This window comes from Lentzea alba (assembly GCF_011067745.1).
Classification (GTDB): domain Bacteria; phylum Actinomycetota; class Actinomycetes; order Mycobacteriales; family Pseudonocardiaceae; genus Lentzea; species Lentzea alba.
Map to the genome: position 1 here is coordinate 15,920 of NZ_JAAMPJ010000011.1, position 15,788 is coordinate 31,707.

Here is a 15,788-nt window from a genome sequence, read left to right on the forward strand (position 1 = left end):
GGGAGCTTTCCCAAACCTGAGGTTGATGAAAGCTCCCCTCATCACTTTCGCGGCGGGGGTTGCGGGGGCCGCGGTTTTGCTGGTCGTGGATCCGAACAAGCCCGGGAACCTGTTGCCGAAGTGCCCGTTCAACTGGCTGACAGGGCTGAACTGCCCGGGGTGTGGGGCCACGCGGATGGTGCACGCGTTGTTGCACGGGGATGTTGTCGCGGCGTGGCACTACAACGCGGTGTTGTTGGTGCTTGGCGTGCCACTCGCCGTGTGGCTGTTCGCGCGGTGGACCAAAGATCGCTGGACTGGGGAACGGCGATCCGTGCCGAAGTCGGTCGGTGTCGCCGTTCTCGTCGTGGCGGCGGTATGGGGTGTTGGGCGAAATCTCGCCGGGATCTAGTCGCGGAGCTTGCGGCCCTGGGCGTCCGTGCCGCCGCTGACCAGCAGGATGATCCCGTCGATCAACGACCAGATGCCGCAGCCGCCGCACGTCAGCAGCTGCGCGATGGCGATGCCGACGTGGCCGGTGTAGAAGCGGCCGACGCCGAAGCCGCCCAGGAACAACTGGAGCACGCCCGCGGCGACCTTCGACTTGTCCGACAGCGGTACGCCGGTGATCGGGTCGAATCCGTACGGGGCGGCTACGTAACCCATGACGGGAGGCGGCGGGGCGTACTGCGGCTGCGGTCCGGTGGGCGGCGGGTAGTACGCCTGGGTGGGCTGGGGCGGGAAGCCCGGCGGGGGCGGGGGCACGGCGGCGAACGGCACCGACGGTGGCGCGAGGAACGGCGGGTGCGGCTGGGGCAGGTCGCGGAACAGCTCGGCCAGCTCGACGTAGGTCTGCGCGCCGGACGCGCGGTTCACCCGCTCCTGGTACTCGGAGATGTCGAGCCGCGCCAGCGCGAAGTGGTCGTTGAGCGCGGTGATTGCCTCTTCGCGCTGCTGGTTGCCGATGCGCTGCTGTTCTGGCCCGAATGCGTCTGACACGGCTGAGCACGTTATCCGATGCAGCAGATCGATATCGGGAATACGCTGCGACGATGCTGGTCGGTGTCCCAAAGGAGATCAAGAACCACGAGTACCGCGTCGCGATCACGCCCGCGGGTGTCGTCGAACTGGTGCGCCGCGGGCACGAGGTCGTCATCGAGCACGACGCCGGTGCGGGCTCGTCGTTCCCCGACCACGAGTACACAGCGGCGGGTGCGCGCATCGCCGCGACCGCCGACGAGGTGTGGGGTCTCGCGGACCTGGTGCTGAAGGTCAAGGAACCGATCGAGCCCGAGTACCACCGGATGCGGCGCGATCAGGTGCTCTTCACGTACCTGCACCTGGCGGCGAGTGTGGAGTGCACCAAGGCGATCGCTGATTCCGGCATCACGGCCATCGCGTACGAGACCGTGCAACTGCCGGACGGGTCGTTGCCGTTGCTGGCGCCGATGAGCGAGATCGCCGGGCGGATGGCGGCTCAGGTGGGCGCGCACTGCCTGGAACGCGCGCAGGGCGGGCGCGGGGTGTTGCTGGGCGGAGCGCCCGGTGTCGCCGCGGGCAAGGTCGCGGTGATCGGCGCGGGCGTGGCGGGGATGAACGCGGCGACGATGGCCGTCGGCATGCAGGCCGAGGTGGTCGTGCTGGACAACAACGTCAACCGGTTGCGGCAGATCGACTTCAGCTACCGCGGGCACCTGCAGACGATCGCGTCGAACGCCTACGAGGTCGAGAAGGCCTGCCGCTGGGCGGATCTCGTGATCGGCGCGGTGCTCGTGCCGGGGGCGAAGGCGCCGAAGCTCGTCAGCGACGACCTGGTGTCCCGGATGCGGCCCGGCAGCGTGCTCGTGGACATCGCGGTCGACCAAGGTGGGTGTTTCGAAAACACTCGACCGACGACGCACGACGATCCGACGTACCGGGTGCACGACTCCGTGTTCTACTGCGTCGCGAACATGCCTGGGGCGGTGCCGAACACTTCGACCTACGCGCTGACGAACGTGACACTGCCGTACGTCGTCGCGTTGGCCGAAAAGGGTTTCGAAACGGCCGTGGCGGAGGACCCCGCACTGGCGAAGGGCGTCAACGCGCGGGACGGCGAGATCGTGTTGGAAGGGCTGGCGTGATTCAGGACCTGGTGGCCACCTATCTGGACCACCTCGCCGTGGAACGCGGCACCGCACGCAACACACTCGATTCCTACACACGAGACCTGCGCCGCTACACCGAGCACCTGGAGTCCATCGGTGTCACGGACCTGAGCGCTGTCACCGAGTCACAGGTGAGCGAGTTCCTGGCGGCGTTGCGGGAAAGCGGGCTTGCGGCGTCGTCGGCCGCACGGACGTTGGTCGCTGTACGGGGATTGCACCGCTTTGCGCACCGTGAAGGCGTGGTGCCGCACGACGCCGCACGCGCCGTGCATCCGCCGTCGCCGCCGAAGAGGTTGCCGAAAGCATTACCGGTCAATGAGGTTCTCACCCTCCTGGAAACTGTGGGAAACCTCAGGGACAAAGCCCTGCTCGAGCTGCTGTACTCGACAGGAGCGCGAATTTCCGAGGTCGTGGGGCTGGACGTGGACGACATCGACGCTGCCGAGCGGACGGTGTTGCTGGACGGGAAAGGAGGAAAACAGCGACTGGTACCTGTTGGGCGGCCGGCGTTGGCGGCTGTCGACGCGTACCTGGTTCGGGCGCGCCCCGCGTTGGCGGCAAAGGGGCGTGGGACTCCTGCGTTGTTCTTGAACGCGCGCGGCGGAAGGCTCTCCCGGCAGAGCGCGTGGACGGTGTTGAAGACCGCTGCGGAGGAAGCGGGAATCTCTGCCGCGGTGTCTCCGCACACGTTGCGACATTCGTTCGCCACCCATCTGCTCGAAGGGGGTGCGGACGTTCGGGTGGTGCAAGAACTACTTGGGCATGCATCGGTTACGACCACTCAGGTGTACACACTGGTAACCGTTACGACTTTGAGGGAGGTCTACGCAACTGCACACCCTCGGGCCACTGGAACATGAGGCTTCCACGGGTACGGTGGTCAGGTGCCGAACTTGGACGAGCCGTCCCCACAGGCCATTGATCTAGCCGCTGTGCTGCACGCGCTGAGTGACCCGACGAGGCTCGCGGTCGTGCGTCAGATCCAGTTGAGCGGCGAGCGGTTGTGCGGGGCCTTCGAGGTTGACGTCGCGAAGTCGACTCTCTCCCAGCACCTGCGCGTGTTGCGGGAAGCGGGCATCACCCGAACACGCTGCCGGGGCAACCAGCGCTGGGTGTCGCTGCGCAGGGACGACCTGGATCTGCTCTTCCCGGGTCTTCTCGACGTGGTGCTTTCCGCCGCTGACCGACGCACACGAGCGGATGTTCCGGCCTAACAAAGTCTTGACAAACACCGGCGAGGCGCGTTGCCGCTCGCACGGGTGCGGCCTAGGCTGCGCCCCGAGAGACGACTACGACCAGTGAGGGAACGCCAGCCATGTCGACACCGGAGCACGCTTTCGCGCCCCGTGCCGATCTGAACCTGGCCCCGCACGCCGCGCCGGTGGACGATGTCGCTCAAGAGCAGGTCGACGGCATCGGCCCGACCGGCCGGCCGCGCCGCCACATCCCGGATCCGCCGCCGTTGCTGCACCACGGCCCGGCGAAGATCCTGGCTGTCTGCAACCAGAAGGGCGGCGTCGGCAAGACGACGACGACCATCAACCTGGGCGCGGCGCTGGCCGAGTACGGCAGACGTGTGCTGCTCGTCGACTTCGACCCGCAGGGCGCTCTCTCGGTGGGCCTCGGCGTGCATCCGCACCAGCTGGAAACCACGATCTACAACGTCATCATGGAGAACGACACCGCCGTTCCCGACGTCATCCGCAAGACCATGGTCGACGACATGGACCTGCTGCCGAGCAACATCGACCTCTCGGCGGCCGAGATCCAGCTCGTCTCCGAGGTGGGCCGCGAGCACACGCTCGTGCGCACCCTTCGTCCCGTCATCGACCACTACGACTACGTGCTGGTCGACTGCCAGCCCTCGCTCGGCCTGCTCACGGTGAACGCACTCGCGGCCGCGGACGGAGTGCTCATCCCGCTCGAGTGCGAGTTCTTCTCGCTGCGCGGGGTGGCGCTGCTCATCGACACCATCGAGAAGGTCAAGGAACGGTTGAACCCCAAGCTCAACATCACCGGCATCCTCGCCACGATGTACGACCCGCGCACGCTGCACTCGCGCGAGGTCATGGCCCGCGTCGTGGAGGCGTTCGGCGACATCGTGTTCGACGCGGTCATCAACCGCACGGTCCGGTTCCCGGAGACGACCGTCGCCGGCGAGCCGATCACGCGGTGGGCACCGCGGTCTTCCGGCGCCAACGCGTACCGCGCGCTGGCTCGCGAGGTGATCGCCCGGTGAACCGTCGCCCTTCACTGCCAGGGGCGGCCGAGCTCTTCCGGCTGACCGCCGCTGCCCCCGCTGCTCCGGAGGAGGCCGTCGACCCGCCGGTTCAGCGGCGCGGTTCCGGTCGCACCAAGCACACCACGAAGATCACGGTGTACGTGTCCGACGAGGAGCTGATGGCCCTGGAGCAGGCGCGGCTGTCGTTGCGCGGCTCCTATTCGCTGGGCGTGGATCGCGGGCGCGTGGTGCGCGAGGCGATCGCGATCGTGCTGGACGACCTGGAGACGCACGGTGACGCATCGCTGCTGGTACGCAGGTTGCGCGAGCAGTGACCGAGGACGTTCCTGCTGAAGTTGCTGTTCCGGACGATGGCAAGTTCAAGGTCAGGCTCACGAACTTCGAGGGTCCGTTCGACCTGCTGCTGCAGCTGATCTCGCAGCACACGCTGGACGTGACCGAGGTGGCGTTGCACCGGGTCACCGACGACTTCATCGCGCACATCCGCGGCATGGGCGAGGCGTGGGACCTCGACGAGACCACCGAGTTCCTGGTCATCGCGGCGACCCTGCTGGACCTGAAGGCCGCCCGGCTGCTGCCGACCGGTGACGTCGAGGACGAGGACGACCTGGCGTTGCTGGAGGCCCGTGACCTGCTGTTCGCGCGGCTGTTGCAGTACCGCGCCTACAAGCAGGTCGCTGCCCTGTTCGCCGAACTGGAGCAGGGCGCCTTCCGCCGGTACCCGCGATCGGTGTCGCTGGAGCCGCGCTTCGAGGGCCTGCTCCCCGAGGTGATGCTCGGCGTGACGCCCGCCAAGTTCGCGCTGATCGCGGCCGCCGCCTTCCGGCCGAAGGAGAAGCGGACCCTGTCGGTCGCGCACATCCACCAGCACCGCGTGTCGATCCGTGAGACCGCCGACGAGCTGCGCGCGCTGCTGATCGAGAAGGGCACGGCGTCGTTCTCGGAGATCATCGCCGACTGCACCGAGACGATGCAGGTGGTGGCGCGCTTCCTGGCGCTGCTGGAGCTGTACCGGGAGAAGTCGCTGGCCTTCGAGCAGGAGGACCCGCTCGGGCCGCTGCAGGTGACGTGGGTCGGCGGGACGTTGGAACAAGCGCAGTCGCAGGCACACGCCGGCGACGAGGATGAGGACTACGGCGGTTGAACGAGCCACTGATCGGGCCAGACGCGGCGGAGATCGAGAACCCAGGGCCGGCGTTCGACGGGGACGGTCGGGTGGACGACGCCGCGGCGGACGTGGCCGAGCCCGAGACCGCGTCGGACGCGGCCGAACCGGAGCCCGCGCGAGACGTGGCGGACGCAGAACCTGGGGAGCCGGAGTCCGCGGAGCCTGAAGCGGCCGCTGAGCCTGCCGCCGACGCGGAGCCTGCCGACGCGGCCGCGGAGCCTGTCGACGCCGACGCGGCCGCCGAGCCTGCTGCCGCGGAGCCCGGACCGGAGCCGGAGTCCGAGCCCGACCTCCAGGCCGCCGCCGACGCCGCCGCCCTCGAAGCCCAGCTCCTCGCCGCCGCCCCCGAGGAAGCCATCGAGGACAGCGGCCTCCCGGACCTCGCCGACGACGCGGAGTTCGAGGCCGCGCTCGAGTCGGTGCTCCTCGTGGTCGACAGCCCGATCGCCGAAGACCAGCTCAGCAGTGCCCTTGACCAGCCGGTTAAGCGAATCAAGGAGGCACTCCGTAGACTGTCGACCCGGTACACCGAGTCCGGCAGTGGCATCGACCTGCGCAGGGCGGGGGACGGCTGGCGGTTCTACACGCGGGACCGGTACGCCCCGTTCGTGGAGAAGCTGCTGCTCGACGGCCAGCGCGCGAAACTCACCCGCGCGGCCCTGGAGACGCTTGCGGTGATCGCCTACCGGCAGCCTGTCACGCGGGCGCGGATTGCGGCGGTCCGTGGCGTCAACGTGGACGGTGTGATCCGGACCCTGGTCGCGCGGGGGCTCATCGAGGAGACGGGCACGGACAGCGACACGGGTGGGATCCTGTACCGCACGACCGAACTGTTCCTGGAGCGGTTGGGGCTGTCGTCGCTCGCCGACCTGCCGCCAATCGCGCCGCTGCTGCCCGAAGTGGATGCGATCGACGATGTCTGAGAACGAGGGCGTGCGCCTGCAGAAGGTGCTCGCGCAGGCGGGGATCGCCTCGCGCCGTGCTTCCGAGGAGCTGATCGAGCAGGGCCGCGTCCAGGTCGACGGCAAGGTCGTGCGCGAGCAGGGCCGGCGGATCGACCCCGAGACGGCCGTGGTGCACGTCGACGGCGTGCGGGTGCAGATCCGCGAGGACGTCGTCACCATCGCGCTGAACAAGCCGTTCGGCATGCTCTCCACGATGGAGGACGACCTCGGCCGCCCGTGCGTCGGTGACCTGGTGCGCAACCGCGCGGAGCGGCTGTTCCACGTCGGGCGCCTCGACGCCGAGACCGAGGGGCTGCTGCTGCTCACGAACGACGGCGAGCTCGCGCACCGGCTGATGCACCCGAGCTACAACGTCAAGAAGACCTACCTCGCCGAGGTGCCCGGCCCGGTCGAGAAGGGGCTCGGCAAGAAGCTGAAGGCGGGCATCGAGCTCGAGGACGGTCCGGTCAAGGTCGACTCCTTCAAGCTCATCAGCGCCGTTCCCGGCAAGGCGCTGGTCGAGGTCGTGTTGCACGAGGGCCGCAAGCACATCGTCCGCCGCCTGCTCGAACACGTCGGCTACCCGGTGCAGTCGCTGGTGCGCGTGGCGGTCGGCGACGTGTCGCTCGGCAACCAGCGCCCCGGCTCGATGCGGGTGCTGAACCGCCAGGAAGTCGGCGGTCTTTACAAGCTCGTCGGTCTCTGATCAGAATCTGAACCCGCTCGCCCCTCCGGCCCTCCCCAGTTCCGGAGGGGCGACCTGCGGTGAACCCCCATTCACCTTGCAACGAGAACGCTACGGCGATGACGTTGTAAGGGGTCGAGCATGCGCATTGAACAACACGGGGTAGACAATCGGTCACAGGGGGAGACCGACATGCCACGCACCGAACGTCCGTTGGAGAGTGTTGACACCGAACTGGGCAGTTTCGCCGCGGACCTTCGCAAACTCAGGGAGAAGGCGGGCAAACCGTCCTACCGAGCGCTCGCTTCACGCGCGCATTACTCGGCCGCCACGCTTTCCGACGCCGCGGGTGGCAAGAAACTGCCCTCGCTCGCCGTGACCCTCGCCTACGTCAAGGCCTGTGACGGCGACGAGCAGGAGTGGGAACAGCGCTGGCGCGCGATCGCGGCCCCGCCCGAACCGACCGGCGAAGCGCCCTACGTGGGGCTGCAGGCTTTCCAGAAGGAAGACGCCGACCGGTTCTTCGGCCGCGAGAAGCTCACCGCGAAGCTGGTCGAACTCACCAACGCACGGCCGTTCGTCGGCGTCTTCGGCGCGAGCGGCTCCGGCAAGTCCTCGCTGCTGCGCGCCGGGTTGTTGCCACACCTCGACCGGGCCCTGATCTTCACGCCGGGCGTGCAGCCGCTCGACGAGTGCGCCGTCCGCATCGCTCAGGTGACCGGCGACTCCGCGGTGGTGCTGAGCTCCGAGCTCACCGACCCGGCCGCGCTGGGCCTGCTCGCCAGGCAGCACGACCTGGTGTTGGTCGTCGACCAGTTCGAGGAGATCTTCACCCTCTGCGGACCCGAGCAACGCGACTGGTTCGTCCAGGCCCTGGTCGGTGTTCCGCGCGTGGTCATCGGGGTGCGTGCCGACTTCTACGGTCACATCGGCCGCCACCCGGAACTCGTCGAGGCGCTGGAGGGCGCGCAGCTCCTCGTCGGCCCCATGACCACCGACGAACTCCGCCGCGCCATCGTCGAACCGGCCCAACGCGTCGGCGCCACGGTGGAGACCGCCCTGGTCACCCGCCTCGTGGCCGACGTGGCCGGCCAGGCTGCTGTGCTCCCGCTCGTCCAGCACGCGCTCGTCGAAACCTGGCGTCGCCGCCGGGGAATGACCCTGACGCTGGTCGGCTACGAGGAGGCAGGAGGCGTCGAGCACGCCATCGCCCGGACCGCTGAGGCCGTGTACTCCGAGCTCACCGACGAGCAGCAGCGGACCGCCCGGCGGATCTTCCTGCGGCTGATCGCGCTGGGTGAAGGCACCGAGGACACCAAACGCCGCGCCACCCGCGTCGACCTGGATGCCGAGGTGCTGGAGCGTCTCGCGAACGCCCGGCTCGTCACGCTCACCGAGCAGCACGCCGAGCTCACGCACGAGGCGTTGATCCGCTCCTGGCCGCGCCTGCGCGACTGGATCGCCGAGGACCGCGACGCGCTGCGCGTCCACCACCAGCTCACCGAGGCCGCGACGGAGTGGGACGGCGATCGCGACCTCCTCTACAAGGGCGCCCGGCTGGCCCAGGCGAGCGAGCTGAGCCCGGACTCGCTGACCGAGCCCGAACGCATCTTCCTCACCGCCAGCCAGGCCGACGGCCGCCGTCGCGCACGCCGGACCAAGATCGTGGTGAGCGTGCTGTCGGTGCTGGTGCTGCTCCTCGCCGGCACCGTCGTGTTCGCGATGGACAAGGCGGGAGAGGTGTCGAGGCAGCGAGATCTCGCCGTGGCGGGGGTGGCGGCTGCCGAGGCCCGCAGGCTGGCGTTGCTGTCACACGAGAGCGGACAGGCGATCCGGCTGGCCCTCGCCGCCTACCGGGTCGCGCCCGACGACTTGACCCGCGACCACCTGCTGAGCGTCGACGCCTCCGCCCGGCGGGACAAGTTCCTGCGGGGGATCTCGCTCTCAGCGGTGAAGAAGACGAGTGGTGGCCGGTTCTTCATGGACTCCGACCGGACGGTGTTCGCCACGAACCTGTGGGACCTCCGTGCCCGGAAGGTGGTCCCGAGCGTGCGTCTCCTGGGGAGGGTGATGGCGGTCAGCGACGACGACCTCCGCCTGGTCGCCCTCACCGAGGAAGGGGTGGTGCTGATGGACATCACCGATCCCGCCCGGCCGCGCAAGCTCGCCCTGATCTCGGCGATCCCCACCGACATCACGGCGGACAGCACTCTCACCAGGTTCGCCGGGGTCGTCTCCAGCCGGCCCGGCGTGCCGAAGGTCTGGACGTACGACGGTTCCGGCGGACTGCGCGAGACCGTGGTGCCGGGCGCCGAAGAGGTGATGAGCATGCGCCTCTCGCCCGACGGCAAGACCCTCGCGGTGTTGCGGTTCGGTCCTGGGACGGCGGAGTTCTGGCGGCTTGAAGGCGAAACGCTCGTCCGTGCGGGCGCGATCTCCGAGCGGGGGGACTACGCCTACTTCAGTCCGGACAACCGGCTCTTCCTGCTGATCAACACCACGCTGGGCGTCGCGCGGGTGGGGGACGTCTCGGACCTCGCGCGTCCGGTCGACTGGGCCCAGTTCCCCGTGCCGCCCGACACGGGCCTCTCCGTCGTGTTCGCCGCGGACAGCAGCCAGGTGCTGATCGGCACCGAACGGTCCGCGCACGTGTGGAGCCTCGAGAACCGGCGGGAACCCGTCTCGCTCGCCTCGTTCGAGAACTTCCCGCAGGACGTCACGGCTTTCGACTACTGGCCGGGGAGAAAGGAGTTCATCGCGGTGACCGAGGACGCGGTCTGGCCGTTGCGCGCGGACGCCGAGCAGGTCGCGCGGGACATGTGTTTCGGCGGGGCACAACTGTCCGACGAGGACTGGGCGAAGTACTTCCCGGACATCGAGCGCGTGCCCGTGTGCTGAGCTTGATCCGTGGGTGGCACCTGGGGGCGGCCACCCACGGCCACACCGGCGCCGGTTCGGGGCGCGAGCACCGGGTCTTCCCCAACGTGGACGTTAGGGCGAACGGGTTGTTCACGGTCATGCGTTGCCCGCTGAACAAAGTTCTCTGAACAATGACGGGATGCCGAGACGGGAACGCCCTCTCGACGAGGGCGAGAGCGGTCTCCTGCGGTTCGCGGCGGATCTGCGCCGGCTGCGGGAGCGTGCGGGCAGCCCCACCTACCGGGAGCTGAGCCGGCGGGCGCACTACTCGGCCGCGGCGTTGTCCGAAGCGGCCGGTGGGCGGAAGTTGCCCAGCCTGGCGGTGACGAAGGCCTACGCCAAGGCTTGTGACGCCGATCCGGACGAGTGGGCGCGGCGCTGGCGTGAGGTCGCCGAGTCCGCACCGCACGCGGCCAACGACAGCCCGTACGTCGGGCTGGCGATGTTCCAGCCCGGTGACGCGTCGAAGTTCTTCGGGCGGGAGCGGTTGACGGCGGAGCTGCTGACCACGCGGAACCGGTTCACCGGGGTGTTCGGGCCGTCCGGGGTGGGCAAGTCGTCGCTGCTGCGGGCCGGGTTGATCGCCCGCACGCGGGAGCCTGTCCTGTTGTTCACGCCCGGCGCGGATCCCGTGGAGGAGTGCGCGGTCGCGCTCGCCCGGCTCACCGGACAGGACGCGGTCGAGCTCGCCGACGAGCTGAACGACCCCGAAGCGTTGCACCGCAGGCACGGGCACCTCGTGGTCGTGGACCAGTTCGAGGAGCTGTTCACGTTGTGCCGCAAGGAAGAGCTGAGGACGTGGCTCATCTCGGCGCTCACGAGGTGCGCGAAGGTCGTGATCGGTGTGCGGGCCGACTACTACGGCCATTGCGCGCAGTACCCCGAGTTGGTCGAGGCGCTCGCCGGCAGTCAGGTCATGGTCGGCCCGATGACGCCGGACGAGCTGCGCCTCGCCATCACCGAGCCCGCCGCCGTCGTGGGCGCCAAGGTCGAGACGGCGCTGCTGGCCAGGCTGATGGCGGACGCGGTGGGGCAGGCCGCGGTGTTGCCGTTGCTGTCACACGCGCTCGCGGAGACGTGGCAGCACCGCCGCGGCATGACGCTGACCCTGGCCGGCTACGAGGAGGTCGGCAGTCTCGAACACGCCGTCGCCCGCACCGCGCAGGAGGTCTTCGACGGCTTCGACGCACGGCAACAGGCGCAGGCGAGACGGATCCTGCTGCGGCTCGTGACCGCCGAGGACACGAAACGCCGCGCGCACCAGGACGAGCTCGAAGCCGACGAGGACGTGCTGGCGGCGCTGGCGGCGGCCCGGCTCGTCATCATCGACCGCGACGGTGTCGAGCTCGCGCACGAGGCGTTGCTGCGGAGCTGGCCGACGTTCCACGACTGGGTCGAAGAGGACCGCGAGAACATCAGGGCACAGCGCGAACTCACCGACGCCGCGCGGACCTGGGAGTCGCTCGACCGCGACCCGGGCGCGCTGTTCCGGGGCCGCCGGCTCGCCAACGTTCCCGAGGGACTGTCCTTGAACGCCGGGGAACGCGCGTTCCTGGCCGCGAGCCTGGCCGCCGAACAAGAGGTGTCGGAGAGCGCCCGAAGACGCACCCGCCGCCAGCGCCAGCTGCTCGCCGTGCTCGCGGCGCTGATCGTCGTCGCCGCCAGCACGACCGTTTTCGCCTTGCAGGCCAGCAAAACCGCCGACGAACAACGCACCGCCGCCGCCGTCCTGAAAGCCGTGGGCGAGGCGTCGGAGCTGCGTCCCACGAACCCCGCGCTGGCCCAGCAGGTCGCGCTGGCCGCCTACCAGCTCGCGCCGTTGCCCCAGGCGCGCAACGGTTTGCGGCAGGAGGACGTGCCGTCCCAGGTGCTCCGCGAAGCCCAGTCCGAAGTGACCGCGCTCGTCGTGGGACCGACCCGGCAACAGGTCGCGACCGGTCACCGCGACGGCACGGTCGTGCTGACCGACCTCGACGACCTGCCGTCCCCGCGCACCTCGCACCAGGCCACCGAACACACCGGCGCCGTCACCGCCCTGGCGATGGACACGACCGGCGGCCTGGTCGCCTCCGCCGGTGACGACGGCGCGGTCCACGTCGTCGACGTGTCCCTCGGCAAACCCCGCGAACTGGCCGCGCTCCCCGTGCGCGCCTCCGCGATCGCCTGGCAGGGCAGCACGCTCGTCACCACCGACCACGACGGTGCGCTGAGCTTCTGGACCGACCTCCACCTCGACCGCCCGCGCCTGCTCGTCACCACCCAACTGGGCCTGGGACCGCTGGCGGGCATGGCGTTCCGCGCCGACGGCCAGGTCCTCGCCGCCGTCACCACCGGCCACGCCGTCCACCTCGTCGACGTGAGCGACCCGCGCGACGTCAAGCTCCTGTCCCTGACCAAGCAGTTCGCCGGCGGCGCCCAGTTCGGGGGCCACGGCCTCCTCCTGACCACCGCCGACAACGCCGTGCACCTCTGGGACGTCACCGACCCGCGCGACCCGGTCCAGCGCGCCGAGATCCCGTCCGGCGGCGGCGAGGTCACCTCGGCCTGGCTCGGCGCCGAGCACGTCGCGGTGGCGACCGACGACGGCCTGGTACGCCTGTGGCAGCTCAAGGACCAGCAGGAACCGGTCGAGCAGGCGCTGCTGCGCGGGCACGCGGGGCCGGTCACGGCGGTCGGCCTCACGCCCGAGGGCGACGAGGTCGTGACCGGTGGCGCCGACCGGGCGGTGCGGTTGTGGGACGTCGACCCGCGCGACCCGGCGGTGCGGATCTGCGAGCAGGCGATTCCGCGGATGAGCCGGGAGGACTGGGGCCGGTTCTTCGGTGACCTCCGCTTCACGCCGCCGTGCCGGGACTGAGGCGCACGTCACCGCAGGTTGAACGATCACGAAGCACGCGGCCGGATGGTGGCTGCTTAGCAGGGTGTTAGACGGCGGGCGAAGCTCTGGTGGACAATCCGGCGGGGAGGCGGCATGCCACGAGGGGAACGACCGCTGGGTCCGGAGGACACCGCGTTGCTGCGGTTCGCCGGTGACCTGCGGAGACTGCGCGATCAGGCGGGGAAACCGAGCTACCGCGAGCTGGCCAGGCGGGCGAACTACTCGCCCACGGCGTTGTCCGACGCGGCCGGCGGGCGGAAGCTGCCGTCGCTCGCCCTGACGCTGGCGTTCGTCCGGGCCTGCGAGGGTGACGCCACGCCGTGGACGAAGCGCTGGCGTGAGGTGGCGGCCGAGTACTCGCTGCCGTTGCACCCGAACGCGCCGTATCCCGGCAGCGCGCCCTTCACCGAGCACGACGCGAAGAGGTTCTTCGGGCGTGAGTGCCTCGTCGAGCAGATCGTCGAGTCGGTCAAGGCCAAGCCGCTCACCGTGGTCGTCGGCCCCTCCGGATCGGGCCGCACCTCGCTGCTCCAGGCCGGTGTCCTGCCCGCCCTCGACGACGCCGTGGTGATCACGCCCTCGCAGAACGCGCTCGAAGACCTGGCGAAAGCCCTCACCGAGGTCTTCGCCGACACGACCGCCGACCAGCTCGCCGAGGACTTCCGGCGGGACCCGGACCACCTCCGGCTGCGCCTGCGGCAGCACCGCCCCGGCCTCGTCCTGCTCGTCGACGACTTCGAGCAGGCGCTGCACCAGGACGACTTCATCGCCACCCTCACCCGGTGCCCGCGCGTGGTGCTCGCCCTCCGCGCGGACCACCGCGCCCAATACCTCGCGAAGGGCCTGGGCGGCAACGAGATCACCATCGAGCCGATGAGCGCGGACCAGCTGCGCCGCGCGATCACCGAGCCCGCCGCCAAGATCGGCGCGACCGTCGAGACCGCGGTCATCGCGCGACTGGTCGCCGACGCCGCGAACCAGCACGCGCTGTCGTTGGTGCAGCAGGCGCTCGTCGAGACGTGGCGGCGCAAGCGAGGCATGACGTTGTCGCTGGCGGGCTTCGAGGAGTCCGGCGGCATCGAGCACGTCGTCGCGCAGGCCGCGGAGACCTTCTACCACGCCCTCGGCGACGACCGCGGCGATGTCCGCAGTGTCTTCCTGAGGCTCGTTTCCGTGCAGCGCAACGGAAACGTGCAACGTAGGAGCCGCAGACTGGAGGCCTGGCAGCCGCAGCTCGACCTGCTCGCCAAGGCCAGGCTGGTGACGCTCACCGAGGACGGCGCCGAGCTCACCCACGACGCGGCGCTGCGCTGGCCGCGGCTCGCCGAGTGGATCGGCGAGGAGGGCGACCTCCTGCGGACGCACCAGCAGCTCGTCACCGCGATCGAGCTGTGGGAGGCGAGCGACCGCGACCCGCTGGCGCTGTACCGGGGTGCCCGGCTGCGCAAGGCCAAGGAGCTCGGCGAGTTCCTGACGGCCCAGGAGCGCAGGTTCGTCGAGAAGAGCAGCAAACGCGAGACGCGGCGTTCGACGGCGTTGATCGCGGTGATGGCCGTGCTGCTCGCACTGGTGCCCGGCACCGTCGTCTACGCGCTGTCCAACGAGCGCAAGCTCACCGAGGCGTACGACCGGGAGCTCGGCGGCAAGGCGATCACCGAGTCCGAGACGTTGATGGAGCAGCGCCGGCCGTACGCGGACAAGTACGCGCTGGTCGGGTACAAGGTCAACCCGTCGCCCGAGGCGGAGAAGGTGCTGCGGCTCGCGAACGCGGTCACCCGCGGCATCCCGTTCACCGGCACGTCCAAGGACGACGCCGACGTGCTGGTCGGGCCGCGCGGCGAGATGGCCGCGGTGACCGACGAGGACGGCACCGACCGGATGTGGGGTCTCGACGAGGACCGCGCGGTGCCCGGCAAGCGGTTCGCCGACCACCACCGGGTCGTCAAGCTCGCCGAACGCCGTGCCGTCACCAAGGACAACACCGGCCGGCAGCACCTGTGGGCCGTGAACGACGCCGACGACATCACCTACCTGGCCCCGCTGCCCGACCGGTTCCAGACGCTCGACATCAGCGCCGACGGCTCGCGGATCGTCGGCAGGATCGGTGACGCGGTCTCGGTCGGCCTCCCGACGCCGGACGCGTCCGAGCGCACGGTGCTGCTCGACCTCGCCGACCCCAGGCAGCCGCGCAAGCTGCCGGTGCCGGTGCGCGACGCCGAGACCGTGGCGCTGAGCCAGGACGGCCGTGAGCTCGCGACCGCCGTCTGGGACGCGGCGGCGGGCCTCACGACGATCGAGTTCTGGCACATCGGCGGCACCTTCGAGCGCGCCGCGCCACCGTTGCCCCAGCACGTCTACGTCCGCGGCATCACCTACAGCGGTGACGGCCGGTGGCTCGCCGTCGAGCATTCACCCGAGTCGGTCATCGAGGTGTGGCAGCGCGTGCCCAGTGGCACGCCCGTGCTGCGCGCACGGCTCGACAGCGCGTTGCGGTACGGGGCTCGTGTCACGTTCTCCTACGACGACCGCGTGGCCGTGGTCCGCGACAACATCTTCGAAGTCCAGCGGCTCTACACCACCGGACGCCCCGCGGACCGGCTCGTGTACGTCGTCGGGCACGGCAACTCGATGGGCGCGGTGTACCGGCCGCAGCACGACGACTTCCTCGTGCGCAGCGGGGGCCAGGATCCCGAGCTGCTGCCGTACGACCTCGACAGCGGCCGGATCATCAAGAAGATGTGTGAAAAAGACGGCGCGCGGCTCACCGACTCCGAATGGGTGAAGAGCTTCGGCGAAGTGGAGCGCGTCGACGTCTGCTGAACCGCC

The 15,788-nt window shown here is 69.8% G+C and carries 13 protein-coding genes; 12 read left to right on the forward strand and 1 reads right to left on the reverse strand.

Annotated features, from left to right (window positions below; translation table 11 throughout):
* The first annotated feature begins 25 nt into the window (after positions 1 to 25).
* Positions 26 to 391: a DUF2752 domain-containing protein gene (locus G7043_RS33150; RefSeq protein WP_207312073.1), complete on the forward strand. Its 366-nt coding sequence runs from the start codon at positions 26 to 28 to the stop codon at positions 389 to 391.
* On the opposite strand, the gene G7043_RS33155 is transcribed toward G7043_RS33150, so the two are convergent.
* Entirely contained in the window at positions 388 to 978 is a 591-nt protein-coding gene (locus G7043_RS33155; RefSeq protein WP_166052531.1) for an NINE protein, read from the reverse strand. The two genes, G7043_RS33150 and G7043_RS33155, sit on opposite strands and share 4 nt — an antisense overlap.
* Positions 979 to 1,031: 53 nt before the next feature.
* Between G7043_RS33155 and ald the strand changes: the two genes are divergently transcribed.
* The 11 genes from ald (at position 1,032) to G7043_RS33210 (ending at position 15,782) form a co-directional block, all read left to right on the forward strand.
* Positions 1,032 to 2,102 (forward strand): alanine dehydrogenase, encoded by a 1,071-nt coding sequence (ald, locus tag G7043_RS33160; RefSeq protein WP_166052533.1) that lies wholly within the window; start codon positions 1,032 to 1,034, stop codon positions 2,100 to 2,102.
* Between the two features lie 8 nt (positions 2,103 to 2,110).
* Positions 2,111 to 2,986, forward strand: coding sequence for a site-specific tyrosine recombinase XerD (xerD, locus tag G7043_RS33165; protein ID WP_207312107.1), 876 nt, complete (start codon positions 2,111 to 2,113; stop codon positions 2,984 to 2,986).
* 24 nt (positions 2,987 to 3,010) lie between these two features.
* Positions 3,011 to 3,340: an ArsR/SmtB family transcription factor gene (locus G7043_RS33170; protein ID WP_086668375.1), complete on the forward strand. Its 330-nt coding sequence runs from the start codon at positions 3,011 to 3,013 to the stop codon at positions 3,338 to 3,340.
* A 101-nt stretch (positions 3,341 to 3,441) separates the two neighbouring features.
* Complete coding sequence (locus tag G7043_RS33175; protein ID WP_166052535.1) at positions 3,442 to 4,365, forward strand: ParA family protein; 924 nt, start codon at positions 3,442 to 3,444, stop codon at positions 4,363 to 4,365.
* A complete protein-coding gene (locus tag G7043_RS33180) occupies positions 4,362 to 4,682 on the forward strand; it encodes a hypothetical protein (protein ID WP_166052537.1) in 321 nt (106 codons plus the stop codon). Before G7043_RS33175 ends, G7043_RS33180 begins: the two co-directional genes overlap by 4 nt.
* A complete protein-coding gene (locus tag G7043_RS33185) occupies positions 4,679 to 5,512 on the forward strand; it encodes a segregation and condensation protein A (RefSeq protein WP_166052539.1) in 834 nt (277 codons plus the stop codon). Before G7043_RS33180 ends, G7043_RS33185 begins: the two co-directional genes overlap by 4 nt.
* A gap of 92 nt (positions 5,513 to 5,604) precedes the next feature.
* On the forward strand, positions 5,605 to 6,459 hold the full coding sequence (gene scpB, locus G7043_RS33190) for an SMC-Scp complex subunit ScpB (protein WP_390828800.1): 855 nt from the start codon (positions 5,605 to 5,607) through the stop codon (positions 6,457 to 6,459).
* Positions 6,452 to 7,186 carry a pseudouridine synthase gene (locus G7043_RS33195; RefSeq protein WP_166052541.1) on the forward strand — a complete coding sequence of 245 codons (735 nt, stop codon included), beginning with the start codon at positions 6,452 to 6,454 and terminating at the stop codon, positions 7,184 to 7,186. The genes scpB and G7043_RS33195 overlap by 8 nt, the downstream gene beginning before the upstream one ends.
* Before the next feature lie 171 nt (positions 7,187 to 7,357).
* Positions 7,358 to 10,063 (forward strand): nSTAND1 domain-containing NTPase, encoded by a 2,706-nt coding sequence (locus G7043_RS33200; RefSeq protein ID WP_166052542.1) that lies wholly within the window; start codon positions 7,358 to 7,360, stop codon positions 10,061 to 10,063.
* 160 nt (positions 10,064 to 10,223) lie between these two features.
* Positions 10,224 to 12,941 carry an nSTAND1 domain-containing NTPase gene (locus tag G7043_RS33205; RefSeq protein WP_166052544.1) on the forward strand — a complete coding sequence of 906 codons (2,718 nt, stop codon included), beginning with the start codon at positions 10,224 to 10,226 and terminating at the stop codon, positions 12,939 to 12,941.
* Between the two features lie 114 nt (positions 12,942 to 13,055).
* Positions 13,056 to 15,782, forward strand: a complete 2,727-nt coding sequence (locus G7043_RS33210) for an nSTAND1 domain-containing NTPase (RefSeq protein ID WP_166052545.1) — start codon at positions 13,056 to 13,058, stop codon at positions 15,780 to 15,782.
* Positions 15,783 to 15,788 lie beyond the last annotated feature (6 nt).

Excerpts from the sequence above, each read along its gene's own strand:
- G7043_RS33150 (WP_207312073.1), top strand. The coding sequence starts at position 26 with ATGAAAGCTCCCCTCATCACTTTCGCGGCGGGGGTTGCGGGGGCCGCG.
- G7043_RS33175 (WP_166052535.1), top strand. The coding sequence starts at position 3,442 with ATGTCGACACCGGAGCACGCTTTCGCGCCCCGTGCCGATCTGAACCTG.
- ald (WP_166052533.1), top strand. The coding sequence starts at position 1,032 with ATGCTGGTCGGTGTCCCAAAGGAGATCAAGAACCACGAGTACCGCGTC.
- G7043_RS33205 (WP_166052544.1), top strand. The coding sequence starts at position 10,224 with ATGCCGAGACGGGAACGCCCTCTCGACGAGGGCGAGAGCGGTCTCCTG.
- G7043_RS33195 (WP_166052541.1), top strand. The coding sequence starts at position 6,452 with ATGTCTGAGAACGAGGGCGTGCGCCTGCAGAAGGTGCTCGCGCAGGCG.
- G7043_RS33210 (WP_166052545.1), top strand. The coding sequence starts at position 13,056 with ATGCCACGAGGGGAACGACCGCTGGGTCCGGAGGACACCGCGTTGCTG.
- G7043_RS33200 (WP_166052542.1), top strand. The coding sequence starts at position 7,358 with ATGCCACGCACCGAACGTCCGTTGGAGAGTGTTGACACCGAACTGGGC.